We start from the raw sequence: 18,800 nt of genomic DNA on the forward strand, positions 1-18,800 counted from the left end.
ATGCTGGGAAAAACCGCAAACGGCCTCTACTGGATGTTCCGCTACATCGAACGTGCCGAAAACATTGCCCGTCTGATTGATGCCGGCCAGCGCGTGGCCCTGACGCGCTCGAAAGGTGCAGATGACTGGGATGGCGTGCTGCAAAGCGCCGGTGTGCAGGAGGCTTTTTTTGAAGTCCACGACACGCTGACAGCTGAAAATGCAATTGATTTTCTGTTACGCGACCGCCGCAACCCCTCCAGTGTGATGTCCTGCATAGACGCGGGCAGAAACAATGCCCGGCTGGTGCGAACAGCACTGACCCGTGAAACATGGGAAGCCACGAATGAATGCTGGATTGAGGCCAGAAGCATGCTGGCCGCCCGGTTGAAACCAGCGGATCTGCCGAAAGCGATTGACGCCATCAAGCACAGTACGGCGCTTATTCGCGGTGCCTTTCATGGTTCAATGCTCAGAAATGAGATCTACAACTTTGCCCATATCGGCACGTTTATCGAGCGCGCCGACAACACCAGCCGTATTCTCGACGTGAAATATTATGTTCTGCTGCCCTCGGTTCATCATGTCGGAACGTCGCTGGATAATCTCCAGTGGGAGTCGATTCTGCGTTCGGTTTCGGCCCATCGCGCCTATGGCTGGATGCATGGCGGCGAGTATAAGCCGAGCCAGATTGCTGAGTTTCTGATCCTCGATGTGCAATTGCCGCGCTCGCTGGGTTATTGCTACGAAAAGATCGTGACCAATCTGGACTACCTGGCTGCCGACTACGGACAACGGCTGGAAGCCCACGACACAGCCCATGCCATTCGAAACACCTTGCGCAGCCATAAAATCAAGACAATCATGGACAATGGCCTTCACCAGTTTCTGGAAGATTTTGTAGGACGGAACAACCAGTTGAGCATGCAGATCAGTGAGGGGTACCGCTTTTACGCTTGAAGACAGGCGGAAAAGCGATGACTAGGAAAACGCCATGCTTTTGAACATTAATCATGTAACTGAGTACAGCTATGACGAGCCGGTGCAGTTTTCATTGCAACGCATCAGGCTGACACCGGTCAGCTCAGCCAGCCAGACCGTTCAGGACTGGTCTGTCGCCATTGAAGGCGCAACCAGTGAAGCCGCCTATACAGACCAGTATGGCAATCATGTCCGGCTTGTTTCTGCGGATGGTGAACAGAAAAGCGTTCGCCTTGTTGCTTCGGGCATTGTTGAAACGCGCGATACTGATGGCATTTTCGGCCCCGCGGCGGGAGATGTTCCACTCTGGCTTTATCTGAGGCAAACACCGCTGACCGGAAACGGCGAACACGTTCAATCGCTTGTTGAAAGCCTCCAAGGCGAGACGGATCTTGCACGCCTTCACGACCTGATGGCGCGTCTCTACAACGCAATGACCTTCAAGCCCGGGACGACCACGGTGCAGACGACAGCCGAGGAAGCGCTGAAAGCCCAGTCCGGCGTCTGTCAGGATTACGCGCATATCGTTGTCACCTGCGCACGTCAGATGAAGATACCGGCCCGATATGTCTCAGGTTATCTTTTCATGTCTGAAACGACCCACCAGACGGCCAGTCACGCCTGGGCGGAATGTTATCTGGAAGGCCTGGGCTGGGTTGGCTTTGATGCAGCCAACAAGGTTTGCCCGGATGAACGCTACGTGCGCCTTGCCTGCGGGCTGGACTATACCGAGGCCGCCCCCATCTCCGGGATGACGATTGGTGGTGGTTCGGAGAGCCTCGCCGTCAATCTTCAGGTCGCAAGCCAAAGCCAGTCTCAAAGCCAGAGCTGACCTGAACATAGGTCAGCTGGTGATTTCAGTGAAAAAGGCGGCCCACGAAGCGCCGCCTTTTCTTTTAATTTACAAAAGTTGAAAGCGCGGGCAATTACGCACCACCCGGATAGTTCGGGCTTTCACGCGTGATCGTGACATCGTGTGCATGGCTTTCGCGAAGTCCAGCGTTGGAAATCTGCACGAAAGTGGCCTTTTCCTGATAGTGCTTGATGTCCCGGCCACCGACATAGCCCATAGCAGCGCGCAGACCACCCTGCAGCTGGTGCAGCACAGCGCTGGTCGGCCCCTTGTAAGGCACCTGACCTTCAATACCTTCAGGCACGAGCTTCAGGGTATCGCGCACCTCCGCCTGGAAGTAACGGTCGGCAGAACCACGCGCCATGGCGCCAACGGATCCCATACCGCGATAAGCCTTGAACGAACGTCCCTGATAAAGAAAAACTTCGCCCGGGCTTTCGTCGGTACCGGCCAGTAGCGAGCCGATCATAACAGCGTCTGCACCGGCTGCGATCGCCTTGGCAACATCGCCGGAGAACTTGATACCGCCATCCGCGATCACCGGAATTCCGGCAGCCTTGGCGGTTTCGGAGGCAGCCATGACGGCAGCAAGCTGTGGCACGCCAACGCCTGCAACAATACGTGTCGTGCAGATGGAACCTGGCCCGATCCCGACCTTGACGGCGTCAGCACCGGCATCAATCAACGCCTGCGTACCTTCGGCAGTGGCAACATTGCCAGCCATGACACGGACGGCACTGGAGAGTTTTTTAACACGACCAACGGCATCCAGAACCTTCTGGGAATGCCCATGAGCGGTGTCGACAACGATCAGATCAACGCCGGCATCAACCAGCATTTCGGCACGCTGGAAACCATCGTCACCCACCGAAATGGCAGCGGCTGCCCGAAGCCGGCCCTGCGCATCTTTCGAGGCATTGGGATTAAGCTGCGATTTTTCGATGTCCTTCACCGTGATCAGCCCGACGCAGTGGCCATCGTCGTTAACGACCAGAAGCTTTTCGATGCGATGATGATGAAGCAAACGCTTGGCTTCCTGCTGATCCACCGTCTCACGAACAGTAATCAGGTTATCGCGTGTCATGAGTTCATGAATATGCTGTTCTGGATTGGACGCAAAACGCACATCGCGGTTCGTCAGAATACCGACAAGAAGACCAGCCGTTGTGCCATCGCTCGTTCCCTGCTCAACCACCGGAATGCCGGAGATTTTGTTCGCTTTCATCAAAGCCAGAGCTTCAGCCAGCGTCGCATCCGGTCCGATGGTGACAGGATTGACGACCATGCCGCTTTCAAACTTCTTGACCTGCCGAACCTGCTCGGCTTGCTCATGCGGGGTCAGGTTCCGGTGAATAACACCAATTCCACCAGCCTGAGCCATGGCGATGGCAAGGCGAGCCTCGGTCACAGTGTCCATTGCGGAAGAAAGGATGGGAAGGTTGAGGTCGATGTCCTTCGCGATCGTTGTCGCAATATCGACTTGCCCCGGCATAACGTCCGAGTGACCCGGTTGCAGAAGCACATCATCAAAGGTGAGCGCCTGCATGCCGGTTGCGGCCTGAATAATCTGAGCCATGGCCAATTTCCTTTTTAAAAAATACGAAATGGCCGGGCGGTTAACATCCCGTCCGGTCCCTTGCAGATAATTCTGGAAGTTGGCGAGTGCTCGTAACACGAAGATGAAGATTTGCCAATCCGAAATCAGGAATTCGGATTGGCAAGGATTTCAACGCCTGTGCCAGTGTCTTCTAAAGACGGAACTGATAGGTTTTCGGCATAAACACATAGCCATCACCGCTTTTCTCGACATAGCCGACCGATGGGAACGGCATGTGATAGCCAATGAAGGGCAGTCGCTCGGCAGCAATCATGTCAAAAACGGCCCGGCGACTTTTTGCCGCTGCCTCAGGATCCATATCGAAACGGACATGCCAGTCCGGCCGCTGCAACGAAAGCACGTAGTGATTCGCAGTGTCCGCCGTCAGAACCAGCTGCTCACCGTTTGATTCCAGCATGAAAATCAGATGCCCGGGCGTATGGCCGAAGGCCTCCATGGCTTCGATACCCGGAGCCACGCTGTCACCGCCATTGATGAAGGTTGCCTTTTCAGCCAGCGGCGTGATCAGCTTTTTCACACTCTCATGTCCACCTTCAGCGGGCGTTCCCATTCGGGCTTCATCGCTCCAGAACGCATATTCCTTATCGCCGAAGACATAGCGGGCATTGGGATAGGTCGGCGCACCATCTTCCATAAGCCCCATGATGTGATCACCATGCATGTGAGTGATCACCACAACATCGATATCTTCCGGCTGATAACCATTGGCCCTCAGACCTTCGACGAGACGCCCGGCGCCCCAGGAGCGACCGGCCGCCCCCATGCCTGTATCAAACAGAATGGTCGCATCACCGGTATCGACCAGAACAGGTGCAAAACCGTTGACCATGCGATCTGCAGGAAGAAAGTTCTTCTCCAGCAGAGCAGATACAGTTTCAGGGTCTTGTCCTGTCCCAAAGGTCTCACCGGGATTATCCATCACCCGGGAACCGTCTTCCACGACGAGAATCTTAAAATTGCCGAGACTGAAGCTCTCGGATTTTGGACCGTCGGACACCGGCATCGCCTCACTTTCCTGAGCCCGCGCAGCGCCTGAAGACAGACCTGTCAGCACAGCTGGCGCGGCAAAGGCAGAAAGCCCTGCCCCAAGCATCAGACTGCGCCTTTGAATTCCATTGTCATTCTTCATCACCATATCCTCCTGCTAAACGTCAAGTTTATGGCACCACCCCGTTCAGGGCGGTTGCTGAATTGCGATCTCTCATCTGAATTTGAACATCAGTAGCGGATTTCAATGTGCCTTCGTGCATGAACGGGCTTTTCAGGTCTCACGTTTGCGTGAAAATGAAATCTTGTCCCGCCATTGGAATTCACGTCCTCTGCGGGTAGTTAAAGCCTGCCTTTGTCATATTTCCATTTTCAGAATGTGCTCTCATGAATCCAGTTGTTCCTCTCATCATGGCCGTTGCTCTTTTCATGGAGCAGATGGATTCCACTGTGATCTCGACAGCACTGCCCGCTATCGCCGATGATCTGGGTGTCGGACCGATCACACTGAAACTGGCACTGACAACCTATATGGTGGCGCTGGCGATCTTCATTCCGGTTTCAGGTTGGGCAGCAGACCGCTTCGGTGCCAAGCGGGTGTTCCGTCTGGCGATCATCGTTTTTCTGATCGGTTCTGTGTTTTGTGCAGTGTCCGGAAACCTGCTTGAATTTGTCGCATCGCGCTTTTTGCAGGGCATGGGCGGTGCCATGATGACGCCGGTCGGCAGGCTGGTGATCCTGCGCACAACTGAGCGCAAGGAACTCGTGCGCGCCATGGCGCTTTTGACCATTCCCGCACTGATTGGCCCCATGGCAGGGCCTCCGCTTGGCGGCTTTCTGACGACCTACTTTTCCTGGCACTGGATTTTTCTGATCAACGTTCCGATCGGACTGATCGGACTCGTCATGTCGGCAATTTTTCTGCCCGAGATCGACGATGAGCCGCCCTCCAAGCTGGACTGGAAGGGTTTCTTTCTTCTGGCGACCGCAGCGTCCGGCATCGTGTTCGGCATGTCTGTGATCAGCCTGCCTGCGCTTCCACCGGCAACCGGCTTCATCGCAACACTGTTCGGCATACTGGCAGCATTTCTCTATGTCCGGCATGCCGTCGCTGTCGAAAAGCCGCTTCTCAACCTGGCTATATTTTCCGACACGTCCTTCAGAGTCGCCACCGCGGCGGCAACCTTCTTCCGTATGGCAACGGGCGCCTTTCCATTTTTGATGCCTTTGATGCTGCAGCTGGGATTCGGTATGAGCCCGTTTGAATCCGGCATGATCACCTTTGTTGGTGCTGCCGGAGCGCTGGCGACCAAATTTGTCGCACCGCGCATTTTTGCGCTTCTGGGTTTTAAAAATGTGCTGCTGACCGCCTCTGCTGTCGTTGCAATGCTCACGATAACACTGGCATTTTTCGAGGCCAACACACCCCATCTGATTATGCTGGGAATCCTGTTCTTCCTTGGCCTTGGACGGTCATTCTTTTTCACCGGTGTCAATGCGCTGGCCTATGCCGATATCGACAAGTCGCAGGCCAGTCAGGCCACAGCCATGAGCGCAATGTTTCAGCAGGCGAGTTTTGCGCTGGGCGTTGCCTTCGCCGCAGTCATTCTGGAATTTGCCAACCACTTCACCGATGGCGAACTGACAGTCGCGCACTTCCATATTGCCTTTCTGGTGGTCGCGATTGTGGGTCTTGCTTCCGTGCTCCCCCTGCTCAGCCTGAAAGCCGATGCGGGATCAGAGGTCTCAGGTCACAGGCAGTAATCGCCCGAAAAGGCGTTCTGCCCGACATCAGAAAAAGCGATTTCCAGATAGCAGGGCCGCACTTCTAGTCTCGTGTTTTGCAAGACAGGAGCGCATCATGGGAAACAATGTTTCAGCCTCAGGAACCGCCGGCAGAGCGTCGGCAAGGGCAGACCGCGAACAACCGGATCCACCGCGCGTGCCTTTCCGCTCGGCGAGCAGACCATCGGATACGCGCTTTCCCGCACTTGAAGCCAGAGGCAGGCGCACAGAGCCAAATATTTATAGTGAACTGCCGTCAGCTGCGACAACGTCCTCCGCTTCTTCTGCAACTCAACCTTCATCGAGCCGTGTTTATGAAGCTGCAATGCCAACCCCAAGGCATTTGCCCACAACCATGGAGCCCCGTAGAAATCCTCCAAAGCCACCGTTGCCGCCACGCGGAACTGCCACAGAATCCGCGCCGCCGCCGCGCCCACCACGCAATCACGCTACGGCAACATCAGCACCGCCACTTCCGCCACGCGGAACTGCGGCAGAATCTGCACCTCCGCCGCGTCCACCACGTTGATAGCGCGGATAAGAAGCTGCAACGCACACAGATCAGCCCGCCGAGACAAGAGGGCTTAAAGAGCTGGATGTTATCGCAGGTTTGCTCACGCTTTCAGCAATCCCGTCATACGCATCCAGCCGATAAGCAGCCGGTGCCACTCCAGCGCCGGGGCATCCTTTCCGGCAGCTTTGAACCCGTGACCACCATCGCGATAGATGTGCAGCTCCGCCGGAACCCGATGGCGACGCAAAGCCGCGTAAAAACCGAGAGCGTTTTCTGCCGGAACCGAAGTGTCGTCATCGGCCAGAACCATAAAGGTCTGTGGCGTATCCGGCCCGACATGGCGATCCGGCGTGTAAGCCGCTTTCGTTTCATCATCCGGCGTATTGCCCAAAAGCGCCTGCCGCGAACCTTCGTGGACGAAGGGATCAAACATCGTGATCACCGGATAGACCAGCGCCAGGAAATCGGGTCTGGCGGAGATCTCATCAAGGTGGTCAACCTGACGATAGACTTCCCGATCAAAAGCTGTTGCAAGCGAAGCAGCCATGTGCCCCGCCGCCGAATAGCCCATAAACAGGATTTTGTGCGGATCGAGCCCCCAGCTCAGTGCATTGCCGCGCACCTGCCGCATCGCCCGCTGCGCATCGGCCAGTGGAACGTCGCTTGCATTTTCGTGCCCCTCCCCCGGCAAACGATAGGTCATGATGAAGGTTGTCACCCCGAGGGAAGCAAGATGCTGGCCAAGCCGGTAGCCTTCCGCATCGGCAGCTATACGCTGATAGCCGCCACCGGGGGCAGCAATCAGCGAAACACCATTGGGGTACTGAGGAACAATCGCAGTTAAGGATGGCGCGCTGATGCCTGTGATCACGCGGTCAGTGCGAAACAGCGAAGGGCTGCGCTCGGTTACGACCATTTGCAGATGATCGGGCGTGCCCTCCGGCGTTCCATGCCAGAGCGGAATAACCTGTTCATCACGAAGCCCTGCCCCAGACATGCACTCGCTCCCTTCCCCATGACACGTTCAGATGACCGGATAAAACCGACGGTGCTTTTGTTGTCGTCCTGTCTTCGAAGATTTTCAAGACCATTATCGGCTTATCTCCGACCGCCACCGCGACCGATCATCGTTGTGTCGCCAGAGAAGCAAGCTCGAAACGAAAATTTGCGATCATAAAATTTGACATTTCGAAAATAAACGCGCATTTATTCCTTGATAATTATCAGAATGCCGGCTTTTCACACGCTTTGCGCGGTGATCAAACGTCCGGCATTCGCAAACAATGGCACAAGGGAGGGACCGTGATGCCAGGTGCGGCTTCCAGCAAAAAACCGGTTGATATCTTTGTCATTGGCGGTGGCGTAAACGGTGTCGGGATCGCACGGGATGCGGTTGGCCGTGGCTTGTCTGTGGCGCTCGCAGAAATGAACGATCTGGCCTGGGCCACCTCGTCAGCCTCGACCAAGCTTTTCCATGGTGGGTTGCGCTATCTGGAATATTACGAGTTCCGGCTGGTCCGCGAGGCTTTGATCGAACGCGAAGTTCTGCTGAACGCAATGCCGCACATTTCATGGCCGATGCGCTTTGTGCTGCCGCACCACAAGGGGTTGAGGCCATGGTGGCTGATCCGGATTGGCCTGTTTCTTTACGACCACCTCGGCGGCCGTAAAATCCTGCCGGCAACACGCACGCTGGATCTGACGAAAGACCCTGCAGGAAAGGCACTGAAGAGCCAGTATCGCAAGGCATTCGAGTATTCCGACTGCTGGGTGCAGGACGCAAGGCTTGTCACCCTGATGGCCCGCGATTCTGCCGAGCGGGGTGTAAGGATCATGACCCGCACGAAGGTCACGGGTGCAGAACAGATTTCCGGTTCAGACGGCAAGATGATCTGGAAGATTTCGCTGGGAAACGCCGACGGTCCGCTTGCCCCGGTCTTCGCACGCGCGCTGGTCAACGCAGGAGGCCCATGGGCTGCGGACGTCATCACCGGCACTTTGCGCCTCAACAGTTCCGAAAGCGTGCGTCTCGTGCGTGGCAGCCATATCGTCACGAAAAAGCTGTTCGACCATGACCGCAGCTATTTCTTTCAGGGCAATGATGGGCGGATTATCTTTGCGATCCCTTATGAGCAGGATTACACGCTGATCGGAACCACGGACAAGGACCATAAAGACGCAGCAGCAAAAGCCGAGTGCACCCCGGAAGAAGCCGAATACCTCTGCCGTTTTGCGTCCGAATATTTCGAAAAACCACTCACACAGGACGACATTGTCTGGACCTATTCCGGCGTTCGCCCCCTGTATGACGATGGTGCTTCATCTGCGACCGCAGCAACGCGCGATTATGTCCTGTCTCTGCGTGAAGAAGGCGCTCCGCTTCTGAGCGTTTTTGGCGGCAAGATCACCACGCACCGAAAGCTGGCAGAAGCAGCACTACACAAACTTTCCCCATTTTTTCCACAGGCTGGCGGTGACTGGACCGCCCGCTCTACACTGCCCGGAGGCGCGTTCAAGGTTGACGCTGTGGATAAACTCATCAGCCGCCTGCAAAGAGATTTTGCGTTTCTTGATGCGGCATGGGCAACCCGCCTTTTCCGCTGCTACGGCGCGGATTGCTGGGAGTTGCTGGGTGCTGCAAGATCAACATCAGATCTCGGACAACACTTCGGCGCCAACCTTTATGAAGCAGAAGTGCGCTGGCTGACTGACAAGGAATTCGCTAAGACGGCTGAGGATATTGTATGGCGTCGCACAAAGCTCGGCCTGAAAATGCAGCGTGAGGAAATCGAACGGCTTGATCAGTGGCTGGACGGACAAGCTTCGTCCCAGGCCTGATAACCGGGCGAGGAGGAGGAAAAATGGGATATATTCTGGCGATTGATCAGGGCACGACTTCGAGCCGGGCCATTCTGTTCAACGAAAAGATGAGGATTATTTCCACAGCGCAGGAAGAGTTCAGGCAAATCTATCCGGCTTCCGGTCTTGTTGAGCACGATCCGGCTGACATCTGGTCAACTGTCGCCGGTACCTGCCGTGAGGCGATTGAGCGCGCTGAAATATCTGCGTCTGAAGTGGCAGCGATTGGCATTGCAAATCAGCGCGAAACCGCCATCATCTGGGATCGCCGCACCGGTCGGCCGATCCACAATGCCATTGTCTGGCAGGACCGGCGCACAGCAGACACCTGTGCGAGACTGCGCGATGAAGGCCATGAGGGCTTCATATCATCCAACACCGGCCTGATCCTCGATCCTTATTTTTCGGCGACCAAAATCGCCTGGCTTCTGGACCATGTGGAAGGCGCGCGCGAAAAGGCAAACGCCGGTCATCTCGCTTTCGGCACAGTCGACACCTATCTGATCTGGCGGCTGACCGGCGGACGCGCGCATGTCACAGACGCCACAAATGCGGCCAGAACAATGCTCTACAACATCCGGAAGGGTGAGTGGGACGAAGACATTTGTGCGCTTCTTGATATCCCGGTTTCACTCTTACCTGAGGTGAAGGACTGCGCGGACGATTTCGGCATGACCCGTGCCGATCTTTTCAGTCGTGAAATTCCGATTTTCGGCGTCGCCGGAGATCAGCAGGCCGCGACGGTGGGACAGGCCTGTTTCGAGCCTGGCATGATCAAATCGACATATGGCACCGGTTGCTTTGCTCTTTTGAACACGGGCGACAAGCTGGTACAGAGCCAGCACAGAATGCTTTCGACCATCGCCTATCAGTTGAACGGCACGCCCACCTATGCTCTGGAAGGCTCTATTTTCATTGCAGGCGCGGTCGTGCAATGGCTTCGGGACGGATTGAAAGTCATCCGCCATGCCAGTGAAACCAATGCGCTGGCCAATACTGCCGACAAGGAGCAGACCCTTTACCTCGTTCCCGCCTTCACCGGCCTTGGCGCACCTTACTGGGACGCGGAAAGCCGCGGCGCAATCTATGGCCTTACGCGCAATTCCGGCCCGGCGGAATTTGCACGCGCTGCTCTTCAAAGTGTCGGCTATCAGACCCGTGATCTTCTTGATGCGATGCATGCCGACTGGGGCAGTCAGGACAGCGCCAATATTCTGCGCGTCGATGGCGGCATGAGCGCCAATGACTGGACGATGCAGTTCCTGGCCGACATCCTGGGCCTTCCCGTCGATCGCCCCAAAGTGGTTGAAACCACCGCTCTCGGTGTCGCCTGGCTGGCCGGAAGCCGTGCCGGCCTTTATCCCGGCCTGACGGAGTTTTCCGAGGCCTGGGCAGTCGATATGCAGTTCAAGCCAAACATGGAGGCGGAGGTGCGTGAAAAGCTTTATGGCGGCTGGAAGGATGCCGTTTCCCGCACACTCGGTGCGATTGGCTGAAACCGCTAGCGCTCCCGCATGGCCCATAACAGGCCGCGCTTCAGGATTGTGCGGCCTTCCGGATGCTTTAGTTCTCTGGCCGCGTGGCCAAGTGCAGAATAAAAAATCCGGCCACTGCCAAACGCGCGTTTAAACGCAACGGGCATGGTGACATTCTCAACAACCGGATCGTATGCGCCGCCGAACGTCGTTGATGCCAGGATATGCACCGATGGATCATAATGCAGATAATACTGCTCTGACCGGTAGGAAAAGTTTGCAAGTCCTTCCATCAAAGGATCGCCTGCATCTTCAATCTTCACTGTAAAATCTATGATATCGCCGGGATGTGCGACCCAGGTAACGCCCACCAGAAAGCGAAACGGAGCGCTTTCCTTGAAACTCGTTGCCAGCGCGCAGTGAAAGCCGCCGAGCCCAAGCCCGTTGCGCACCGCCGCTTGTATCCGGTTTGCAGCATGATCACTGATGTGTTCCCCCGTGACGATAGGCACCAGCAGGTCATAATCATCAAACTGCGCATCAGCAAAGATATTCAGGTCATCGCTGACATCGCTGGTCACACCGGCCTCTCGAAGGATGGCGGCGGTTTCGCAGGCGCAGGTTTCCGGCTCGTGTCCCGGCCACCCGCCCCAGACGATCAGCGCTTTACTCATGCCGCTCCTCTGCGCATCAGTTTTTTAAAAGGTACTGCATCGTCACCAGATCCAGCCAGCGCCCGAACTTGGTGCCAACCTCTGAGTACCGTCCGGTGTGCTCAAATCCCAAACGTTCATGCAGTTTGATAGACACGGCGTTCTCTGCCTCAATCGCGGCAATCATCACATGCACGCCATTCTCGCGGGCGCGCTCCAGAAGAGCCTGCATCAGCTTTTTGCCAGCTCCGCCGCCGCGCTTTTCAGCATGGACATAAACCGAATGCTCAACCGAATGGCGATAGCCATCAAAAGCCCGCCAGTCGCCATAGCTGGCATAGCCGATCACGACACCTTCGTCGTTTTCCGCAACCAGAACCGGGAAGCCTTTGTCATGTCGCGCCGCTAGCCACCCCTTGCGGTTCTCAAGATCGACAATGATTTCGTTCCAGATCGCGGTCGAGTTGACGACTGCATGATTATAGATATCAAGAATGGCCGGAAGATCGGCCTCTACGGCATCGCGAATGAGCATTTTAGGTCCTGATTGCTACGTGTTTACAATCAGGATTTTAGGCAAGTGCGATATTGCAACGCAAGCCACATTGCCTGATGTGCACTAATTTGTCGGCCAGGACCCCTCAAGATAGATTGCCTGCTCGGCCGTCACCTCCAGCGCGCAGGATGCACTCACCGGCCCGGCAATTGTTCCACCTTGCCACTGGCTGTATTCGTAGGCACAACGGTTATCGCGATAGGCAATCCATGAACGCTGCATATCACGCAGTTTTTCAGCAACCTTTTCAATTGCGTGCGGATCGTCTGCCGCGGCCTTGTCAGCTTCCTTCGCACGCTCCATCAGCTGCTTGTAAGTCGCATTCAATCGCGCATCCCAGAAATCCGCCTCCTTGCTGAGGCATGAGATCATACCGATTGTCGTCGAGCCATAATCTGAAGCTTCCTGACAGGCATTGGCAGAAAGACCGACGCAGGCCCGCTCGTCACTGGCGGTGGTCGCAGCCTTTACACAGTCAGCCGTCAGCTTGTCAGAGTATATCACCTGCTCGTCCGCTGCAGCCGCTCCTGCAAGGGGCAAGCCCGCCAGCAGCAAAAGCACTCCGATAAAGAAACGCATGTCACCCTCCCTCTTTCTTTTTCGCTTTCAGCCGGCGGGAACCGCGAGGCTGAAACATGTGAGCACCGCAGCGTAGTGTACCGCTGCGGCAGCAACCACAAATGCATGCCAGATCGCATTCTGGTATTTCAGTTTTTCCCAGACGTGAAAGATCACACCGGCGGTGTAGATAACGCCACCGATCACGATCAGAATACTCGTTGCCATGGGCAGGAGCGGAAAAAGCGGTCTGGCCACGAGAACACCACTCCAACCCATCGCCAGATAAAGCAGAATGGCAACGCGCTCGAACCGGCCGGACCAGATGACTTTAAGGGCAATACCCAAAAGAGCAATCGCCCATATTGCGATCAGCAACCCGAAAATTACGGGGTCAGCTGTACCGCGCTGCAGAAAGGGCGTGTAGGTTGCGGCGATCAGCACAAAAATCGCACTGTGATCCAGTCGCTTCAAAAAGCCCTTGGCACGCGCCGAAGATGCGGGCCAGAGATTGTAAGAACAGGAAATCGCCAGCGCCAGAACGAGCCCCGCAGAGTAGATCCAGGCGGCAGCGATCTCGCCACCATCAGCCCAGACGGTCGCATAGAAAATCAGCACAGTCGCCCCGATGAGCGCCATCACAATGCCGATGCCGTGCACAACACCATCAGCCACAAGCTCGCCAAGTTCATACGGCGTTCCGCGCCGTGCCATTATCTTCATGCACCAAACCTGTTGTCTGCTCACCCTGGAACCAGCAACGCAGCACCACCACCATATCGTGTCTGACCGTAAAATATCATTCAGGCACTTTTGGTGCGATCACAAACACATGCGTTCAAAATCCGGTTCCGAGCGCTGACAACAGGATAATCAATAACGGCCTCACGACAACCGCGCGTTTGCTAATTCATAGCTGACGCGCATTTTTTGCAAAACGGTGTGTAAGGCACGGCTTCCAACCTCTCCGGTGAAATTTCATCGCCGCATTTGACACACAGGCCGAAGCGATCTTCGTCAATCCGCTTCAGTGCAGCATCAATCGCCTTGATTTCATCAGCACCAACATGGCCGAATTCCTCAAGAACTTCATCGTTTTCAGCTTCTGCAGCCCTTTCGGCACTGTCGGCAAGCTTTGTGCGCCCAAGGTCCTTATCAACCTTTTGAAGCCGCGCCAGTATCTCGTTTTTCCGGTCAAGCAGAACGGCTCTGAAGTGGGCCTGATCAACCATCATTTCCTCCCTTTCTCTCATCAGCCAGAACGTCTCCGCCTCAGCGACGAACCAGAACAGAGCAAGGGGCATGACGGACCACGCGATCAGCCGTTGAGCCAATGAGATAATTGGAAATGTCCGGCCGGTGCGAAGCGACGATGATCAGATCTGCCTTCTTCTCTTTGGCACAGGCAAGAATCTCGCGCGCCGGAGGGCCAATCCGAATTTCGATAGCGGCATCGATTTTCGTGCGGGCTTTAAGCTCATGCAACTTGTCTTTGGCATCTGTCACGGCCTTGTCGACAAGGTCTACCGGGACATCGATGGAGAGATAAGACGGCACCTCCTCCACGATATGCATGAGAATGATCTCACCATCAGGATCGCACAACTCAGCAGCTTTTTTCAGTATGTCCATTCCTTTGTCGAGCACTGCCACATCGACAGGAACAACGATCTTCTTGAACATGTCTTCCTCCCAGGCCGAAATTCATGCGCTTAAAACGCATCTCCGACACCCGTCAGTTAAAACCGTTATGCGCTGGCATACAAGGTGAATACCGACACGCCCGGAATGAATGAACCCTGATACCTGGCGCAGCAACCCGCATTGACTAAGATCAAGATTTGCCGGGATCCCGTGCCAGGCTCAGGCTTGCGGAATCTTACGGTGGCGGTGAATATCGCGCCTTTGCGCTCAAAACCGGATCACGGGTAAAGATACAGCCGTTCCCAGTCGGATCGCGGGATGACCTTGCCGATCTTGAAACTGAAATTCTTCACCTTCAGCTCGGTCGAGTCGGCTTCGCAATGATAAGATAGGTGGTACCAGGTTTCGCGGGAGCGAAAGACCGCCCCTTTTGCGTCGATCGTCGTTCCAACAATCTTTGGCGGGCCGAATGTGTAAGCGATCACCTTGTTCGGTGAGAGATCAGAGCGTGCATCGTCAATCCGGTTCAGGGCTTCAATGTCGCAACGCTGCTCCAGCTCTTCCTCAGGCGAAAGACGCTCCAGCTCATTGGTCACACGCTTATTCAGCGCAAATGCCTGCGAACCACATCCCGCGATCAGAACCAGCCCAACTGCAAGCCATACCTTCATTCCGAATTCCTCTGACTGACATCTATCGTAATATAATAACATTCTAACAAAATCATCCTTTGCCCCCGCATCATGTCAGGAACATGGCAAGGCGCTTTCGCCTTGATGAAGCCCGCCCCAACGCCTATCTTCCAGCCTCCATTCAAACCAGAGGTCGGTTCATATCGTGACACGCTTTTCCAATCTTCCACAGCCACCTAAAGCCGCAAAGCACCCCACATCGGATACGCATCACGGCAAAACGCGCGTTGACGATTACGCATGGTTACGGGCTGAGAACTGGCAGGCGATGTTCAAGGATCCGGCCATTCTTGATCCGGCAATCCGTCAGCATCTTGAAGCGGAAAACGACTATATGAAAGCGGCAATGGCCGATACGGAAGCCTTGCAGAAGACCTTGTTCGCAGAAATGCGCGGCAGGATCAAAGAGGATGACAGTTCCGTGCCGATGAAGGATGGGCCATTTGCATACGGCACAGCGTTTCGCACAGGCGGGGAACAACCATACTTCTTCCGCATCCCGCGTGATGGCGATATCGCGGACACTTCAGCGCGAGAAATCCTGCTCGACGGCGACAAGGAAGCATCGGGCAAGGCCTATTTCGATATCGGCGACTTTGATTGCACCACAGATCACAGCCGCGCCAGCTGGAGCTATGACGACAAAGGGTCTGAATTTTACACGATCCGCATTCGTGACCTCACCTCAGGTGAAGACCTTGAGGACAAGCTTGAGAACACCGGCGGCGATGCCGTCTGGGCTCCGGATGGCAAAAGCCTTTTTTACACTGAAGTCGATGAAAACCACCGCCCGTCGAAGGTGTTTCACCATATCATCGGAACAGAGCAGAGCGAAGACCGTCTTGTTTATGAAGAACAGGATCCCGGCTTCTTCGTTGGCATTGACGGATCGCTGATTGATGATTTCATCTATATCGATATTCACGATCATCAGACATCGGAAGTCAGGCTGATCCCGACCAGTGATCTGACGCGCACGCCTGAGGCTGTGGCCGAGCGCGAAACCATGGTTGAATATGACATTACCGAAGGCGGGGATGTTTTTTACATCCTGACCAATGCTGATGGCGCCAAAGACTTCAAAATCATGGAAGCACCTGTGAATGCGCCGGGCAAGGTAAACTGGAAAGAAGTCGTGCCGCATCAGCCGGGCCGCCTGATCCTCAGCCATGTCGCGTATAAACGCCACCTGATCTGGCTTGAGCGCTATAACGGCCTGCCGCGGATCATGATCCGCGAACGGGCCACCGGCGAAGAACACGCGATTGCTTTCGATGAGGAAGCCTATTCACTCGGCCTTCAGGGCTGGGCCGAATATGACACGGATGTCATTCGCTTCTCCTACTCCTCCATGACGACACCAAGCCAGCTCTTCGACTACAATATGGTGACGCGGGAACGCACTTTGCTGAAAACGCAGGAAGTGCCCTCAGGCCATAATCCGGATGATTACATCACCCGCCGGATTTTCGCGAAAGCCGAAGACGGCGCACTGGTCCCGGTCAGCTTGGTTTATCGCAAAGATACACCGCTTGATGGATCAGCCCCCTGCCTGCTCTATGGCTACGGCGCTTATGGCATCGCGGTTCCCGCTTCATTTTCAACCAACTGCCTGTCACTGGCAGATCGCGGCTTTGTTTATGCCATCGCCCATATACGCGGCGGCAAGGACAAGGGTTTTGCCTGGTATGAAAACGGCAAGATGTTTCACAAGAAGAATACGTTTTCCGATTTCATCGCGGCAGCAGATGCACTGGTGGCAGAAGGTTTCACCGCCCACGGAAATATTGTGGCAGAAGGTGGCTCGGCTGGCGGTATGCTGATGGGCGCAATCGCCAATATGGCACCGGAAAAGTTCTCAGGCATTATCGCAGCAGTACCGTTCGTTGACGTTCTGACAACGATGCTGGATGACACTTTGCCACTGACCCCGCCGGAATGGCCGGAATGGGGCAACCCGATCAAATCGGAAGCATCATACGATTATATGGCCAGCTACAGCCCATATGATAATGTTGCAGACAAGTCCTACCCGGCCATTCTTGCGCTTGCCGGACTGACAGATCCGCGGGTTACATATTGGGAACCGGCAAAATGGGTCGCAAAATTGCGAGAGCATACCACCGGAAAAGAGCCTATATTGCTGAAAACCAATATGGACGCCGGACATGGTGGCGCTTCCGGCCGGTTTGAGCGCCTGAATGAAATTGCGCTGGAATATGCATTTGCTATCAAGGTTGCGGAAAAGATGGACGTCTGATCAAAAACAGGCAGTCTGACGCCGTTGAACACGAAGGAGTGCCTGCCGCATGAAACTTGAGATGTCCCGCCGTCTGTGGGTGATTTCGCAAACCATGCGGCAGATCTGGTTCGTTGCGGCGATTTACTGTGTTGCGGGTATCGTGACTGCCCTCATCGGCATTATGCTGAATCCATATATTCCTCCGGGCATAGGCAGAACCATTGGCGCCAATTCAGTCAGTTCATTGCTGACGATCATTGCCAGCAGTATGCTGACTGTGCTGATTTTCTCGCTCAATACCGTGGTTCAGGCAACATCTGCTGCCGCCAGCAGCGCCACGCCACGCGCCGTTGGCACGCTTCTGGAAGACCGTACAGCCCAGTCGGCGCTTTCAACCTTCCTGGGGTCTTTCATTTTCAGCCTCGTTGGCCTTGTTGCTCTGAATACCAATCTTTACGGCGATGGTGGACGTCTCGTCCTGTTCATCGCAACGCTGGCAGTGATCGTGCTGATTGTGATCATCCTGCTGCGCTGGATTAATTATCTGGGCAGGCTCGGTAAGATCAGTCGCACCATTGAACAGGTCGAAGGCTCTGCTTCCACATCGATGCACAACTACCGCAGGAATCCCTATCTTGGTGGTAAGCCCTTTGATGGGAAGCTGCCAGCCGGTTTACATATGATCGAGCTGGATAAGATCGGCTACTTACGGTTTGTCGATATCTCGACGCTTGACACTGTCGCAGAACAGCTCGATGCCGACATTTATATTCTGGAGCGTGCAGGCGCAATGGTGGCCCCGGGACGATATGTGGCCGGCCTGCTGCTGAAAGAAGGCCAGTCACTTCCCGACGAGGAAACGCTTGAAACCCTCCATCATGCATTCACCGTCGGCAATGAGCGCTCCTATACACAAGACCCGCTTTACGGGCTGACAGTCCTTTCGCAGGTCGCCGTCAGGGCTCTGTCGCCTGCCGTCAATGACCCCGGCACCGCCATTGATGTTCTGGGACACCTCATCAGAGTTATGGTGGAAGGCAAAAAGCTGGAGCCGCAAGACGAGCCCAGCCACCCGCGCATTCATGTCCGGGAGATTGAAGCTGTTGATTTCTTCGATGCCGCCTTCACTGCGATTTCCCGGGATGGTGCAGGAATGGCAGAGGTTGGCATTCATCTGCAGCATGCTTTTCATGCGCTGAAGGTTGTTCCGCTGGAGGGCTACGAAGAGGCTGCGGATGCATTTTCGTCTGTTGCGCTTGAGCGCGCCCGTGAGACACTTGCCTTCCGGAGCGATATCGAGAGGCTGGACAGCCTTGTTCAGGGACACAACACAGCCCGTCATATTCTTCAGCGGAACAAATAATCCATATTCTCGTTAAATGAATGAGGGTCGCGGGCGCGATT

18 protein-coding genes are annotated in these 18,800 nt (G+C 55.3%); 7 read left to right on the plus strand and 11 right to left on the minus strand.

The window, feature by feature from the left end:
* Together EDC90_RS11765 and EDC90_RS11770 are read left to right on the plus strand one after the other, a co-directional pair.
* Entirely contained in the window at positions 1-939 is a 939-nt protein-coding gene (locus EDC90_RS11765; protein WP_132311780.1) for an alpha-E domain-containing protein, read from the plus strand.
* Positions 940-973: 34 nt separating this feature from the next.
* Positions 974-1,792, plus strand: a complete 819-nt coding sequence (locus EDC90_RS11770; RefSeq protein WP_132311782.1) for a transglutaminase family protein — start codon at positions 974-976, stop codon at positions 1,790-1,792.
* A gap of 94 nt (positions 1,793-1,886) precedes the next feature.
* Here EDC90_RS11770 and guaB read toward each other — a convergent pair whose 3' ends face one another.
* The gene (guaB, locus tag EDC90_RS11775; RefSeq protein WP_132311784.1) at positions 1,887-3,389 is read right to left on the minus strand and encodes an IMP dehydrogenase; all 1,503 of its coding nucleotides are present in this window, start codon (positions 3,387-3,389) and stop codon (positions 1,887-1,889) included.
* Positions 3,390-3,561: 172 nt separating this feature from the next.
* Positions 3,562-4,560 (minus strand): MBL fold metallo-hydrolase, encoded by a 999-nt coding sequence (locus tag EDC90_RS11780; RefSeq protein WP_132311786.1) that lies wholly within the window; start codon positions 4,558-4,560, stop codon positions 3,562-3,564.
* A 245-nt stretch (positions 4,561-4,805) separates the two neighbouring features.
* On the opposite strand from EDC90_RS11780, the gene EDC90_RS11785 reads away from it, so the two are divergent.
* Positions 4,806-6,182 (plus strand): MFS transporter, encoded by a 1,377-nt coding sequence (locus tag EDC90_RS11785; RefSeq protein WP_132311788.1) that lies wholly within the window; start codon positions 4,806-4,808, stop codon positions 6,180-6,182.
* 95 nt (positions 6,183-6,277) lie between these two features.
* On the opposite strand, the gene EDC90_RS11790 is transcribed toward EDC90_RS11785, so the two are convergent.
* Together EDC90_RS11790 and EDC90_RS11795 are read right to left on the minus strand one after the other, a co-directional pair.
* Complete coding sequence (locus tag EDC90_RS11790; RefSeq protein WP_132311790.1) at positions 6,278-6,640, minus strand: hypothetical protein; 363 nt, start codon at positions 6,638-6,640, stop codon at positions 6,278-6,280.
* A gap of 177 nt (positions 6,641-6,817) precedes the next feature.
* Positions 6,818-7,714 (minus strand): alpha/beta hydrolase, encoded by an 897-nt coding sequence (locus EDC90_RS11795; RefSeq protein ID WP_132311792.1) that lies wholly within the window; start codon positions 7,712-7,714, stop codon positions 6,818-6,820.
* 308 nt (positions 7,715-8,022) lie between these two features.
* Here EDC90_RS11795 and glpD point away from each other — a divergent pair, with 308 nt between their 5' ends.
* Together glpD and glpK are read left to right on the plus strand one after the other, a co-directional pair.
* Entirely contained in the window at positions 8,023-9,555 is a 1,533-nt protein-coding gene (glpD, locus tag EDC90_RS11800) for a glycerol-3-phosphate dehydrogenase (protein WP_132311794.1), read from the plus strand.
* A gap of 23 nt (positions 9,556-9,578) precedes the next feature.
* Complete coding sequence (gene glpK, locus EDC90_RS11805; protein WP_132311796.1) at positions 9,579-11,072, plus strand: glycerol kinase GlpK; 1,494 nt, start codon at positions 9,579-9,581, stop codon at positions 11,070-11,072.
* A gap of 5 nt (positions 11,073-11,077) precedes the next feature.
* Here glpK and EDC90_RS11810 read toward each other — a convergent pair whose 3' ends face one another.
* From EDC90_RS11810 to EDC90_RS11840, 7 genes are all read right to left on the minus strand, one after another.
* The gene (locus EDC90_RS11810) at positions 11,078-11,725 is read right to left on the minus strand and encodes a ThuA domain-containing protein (protein WP_132311798.1); all 648 of its coding nucleotides are present in this window, start codon (positions 11,723-11,725) and stop codon (positions 11,078-11,080) included.
* Positions 11,726-11,741: 16 nt separating this feature from the next.
* Positions 11,742-12,239, minus strand: coding sequence for a GNAT family N-acetyltransferase (locus tag EDC90_RS11815; RefSeq protein WP_132311800.1), 498 nt, complete (start codon positions 12,237-12,239; stop codon positions 11,742-11,744).
* Between the two features lie 84 nt (positions 12,240-12,323).
* A complete protein-coding gene (locus EDC90_RS11820; RefSeq protein WP_132311802.1) occupies positions 12,324-12,839 on the minus strand; it encodes a lysozyme inhibitor LprI family protein in 516 nt (171 codons plus the stop codon).
* 27 nt (positions 12,840-12,866) lie between these two features.
* Entirely contained in the window at positions 12,867-13,541 is a 675-nt protein-coding gene (trhA, locus tag EDC90_RS11825; RefSeq protein WP_132311804.1) for a PAQR family membrane homeostasis protein TrhA, read from the minus strand.
* A gap of 182 nt (positions 13,542-13,723) precedes the next feature.
* Positions 13,724-14,071: a TraR/DksA family transcriptional regulator gene (locus tag EDC90_RS11830; protein WP_245511034.1), complete on the minus strand. Its 348-nt coding sequence runs from the start codon at positions 14,069-14,071 to the stop codon at positions 13,724-13,726.
* 19 nt (positions 14,072-14,090) lie between these two features.
* Positions 14,091-14,501 carry a universal stress protein gene (locus EDC90_RS11835; RefSeq protein ID WP_132311808.1) on the minus strand — a complete coding sequence of 137 codons (411 nt, stop codon included), beginning with the start codon at positions 14,499-14,501 and terminating at the stop codon, positions 14,091-14,093.
* 239 nt (positions 14,502-14,740) lie between these two features.
* Positions 14,741-15,133: a DUF930 domain-containing protein gene (locus tag EDC90_RS11840; protein ID WP_132311810.1), complete on the minus strand. Its 393-nt coding sequence runs from the start codon at positions 15,131-15,133 to the stop codon at positions 14,741-14,743.
* Between the two features lie 166 nt (positions 15,134-15,299).
* On the opposite strand from EDC90_RS11840, the gene EDC90_RS11845 reads away from it, so the two are divergent.
* Both EDC90_RS11845 and EDC90_RS11850 read left to right on the plus strand, forming a co-directional pair.
* The gene (locus EDC90_RS11845) at positions 15,300-17,414 is read left to right on the plus strand and encodes a S9 family peptidase (RefSeq protein WP_132311812.1); all 2,115 of its coding nucleotides are present in this window, start codon (positions 15,300-15,302) and stop codon (positions 17,412-17,414) included.
* A 49-nt stretch (positions 17,415-17,463) separates the two neighbouring features.
* The gene (locus EDC90_RS11850) at positions 17,464-18,759 is read left to right on the plus strand and encodes a DUF2254 domain-containing protein (RefSeq protein WP_132311814.1); all 1,296 of its coding nucleotides are present in this window, start codon (positions 17,464-17,466) and stop codon (positions 18,757-18,759) included.
* The last annotated feature ends 41 nt before the right edge of the window (positions 18,760-18,800 follow it).

The sequence above is a fragment of the Martelella mediterranea genome (assembly GCF_004342225.1).
Lineage (GTDB): Bacteria > Pseudomonadota > Alphaproteobacteria > Rhizobiales > Rhizobiaceae > Martelella > Martelella mediterranea_B.

Coding starts and splice junctions, on each gene's coding strand:
- guaB (WP_132311784.1), bottom strand. CDS start 3,389: ATGGCTCAGATTATTCAGGCCGCAACCGGCATGCAGGCGCTCACCTTT.
- EDC90_RS11850 (WP_132311814.1), top strand. CDS start 17,464: ATGAAACTTGAGATGTCCCGCCGTCTGTGGGTGATTTCGCAAACCATG.
- EDC90_RS11810 (WP_132311798.1), bottom strand. CDS start 11,725: ATGAGTAAAGCGCTGATCGTCTGGGGCGGGTGGCCGGGACACGAGCCG.
- EDC90_RS11780 (WP_132311786.1), bottom strand. CDS start 4,560: ATGAAGAATGACAATGGAATTCAAAGGCGCAGTCTGATGCTTGGGGCA.
- EDC90_RS11770 (WP_132311782.1), top strand. CDS start 974: ATGCTTTTGAACATTAATCATGTAACTGAGTACAGCTATGACGAGCCG.
- trhA (WP_132311804.1), bottom strand. CDS start 13,541: ATGAAGATAATGGCACGGCGCGGAACGCCGTATGAACTTGGCGAGCTT.
- EDC90_RS11820 (WP_132311802.1), bottom strand. CDS start 12,839: ATGCGTTTCTTTATCGGAGTGCTTTTGCTGCTGGCGGGCTTGCCCCTT.
- EDC90_RS11840 (WP_132311810.1), bottom strand. CDS start 15,133: ATGAAGGTATGGCTTGCAGTTGGGCTGGTTCTGATCGCGGGATGTGGT.
- EDC90_RS11765 (WP_132311780.1), top strand. CDS start 1: ATGCTGGGAAAAACCGCAAACGGCCTCTACTGGATGTTCCGCTACATC.
- EDC90_RS11835 (WP_132311808.1), bottom strand. CDS start 14,501: ATGTTCAAGAAGATCGTTGTTCCTGTCGATGTGGCAGTGCTCGACAAA.
- EDC90_RS11795 (WP_132311792.1), bottom strand. CDS start 7,714: ATGTCTGGGGCAGGGCTTCGTGATGAACAGGTTATTCCGCTCTGGCAT.
- glpD (WP_132311794.1), top strand. CDS start 8,023: ATGCCAGGTGCGGCTTCCAGCAAAAAACCGGTTGATATCTTTGTCATT.
- EDC90_RS11785 (WP_132311788.1), top strand. CDS start 4,806: ATGAATCCAGTTGTTCCTCTCATCATGGCCGTTGCTCTTTTCATGGAG.
- EDC90_RS11830 (WP_245511034.1), bottom strand. CDS start 14,071: ATGAGAGAAAGGGAGGAAATGATGGTTGATCAGGCCCACTTCAGAGCC.
- EDC90_RS11815 (WP_132311800.1), bottom strand. CDS start 12,239: ATGCTCATTCGCGATGCCGTAGAGGCCGATCTTCCGGCCATTCTTGAT.
- glpK (WP_132311796.1), top strand. CDS start 9,579: ATGGGATATATTCTGGCGATTGATCAGGGCACGACTTCGAGCCGGGCC.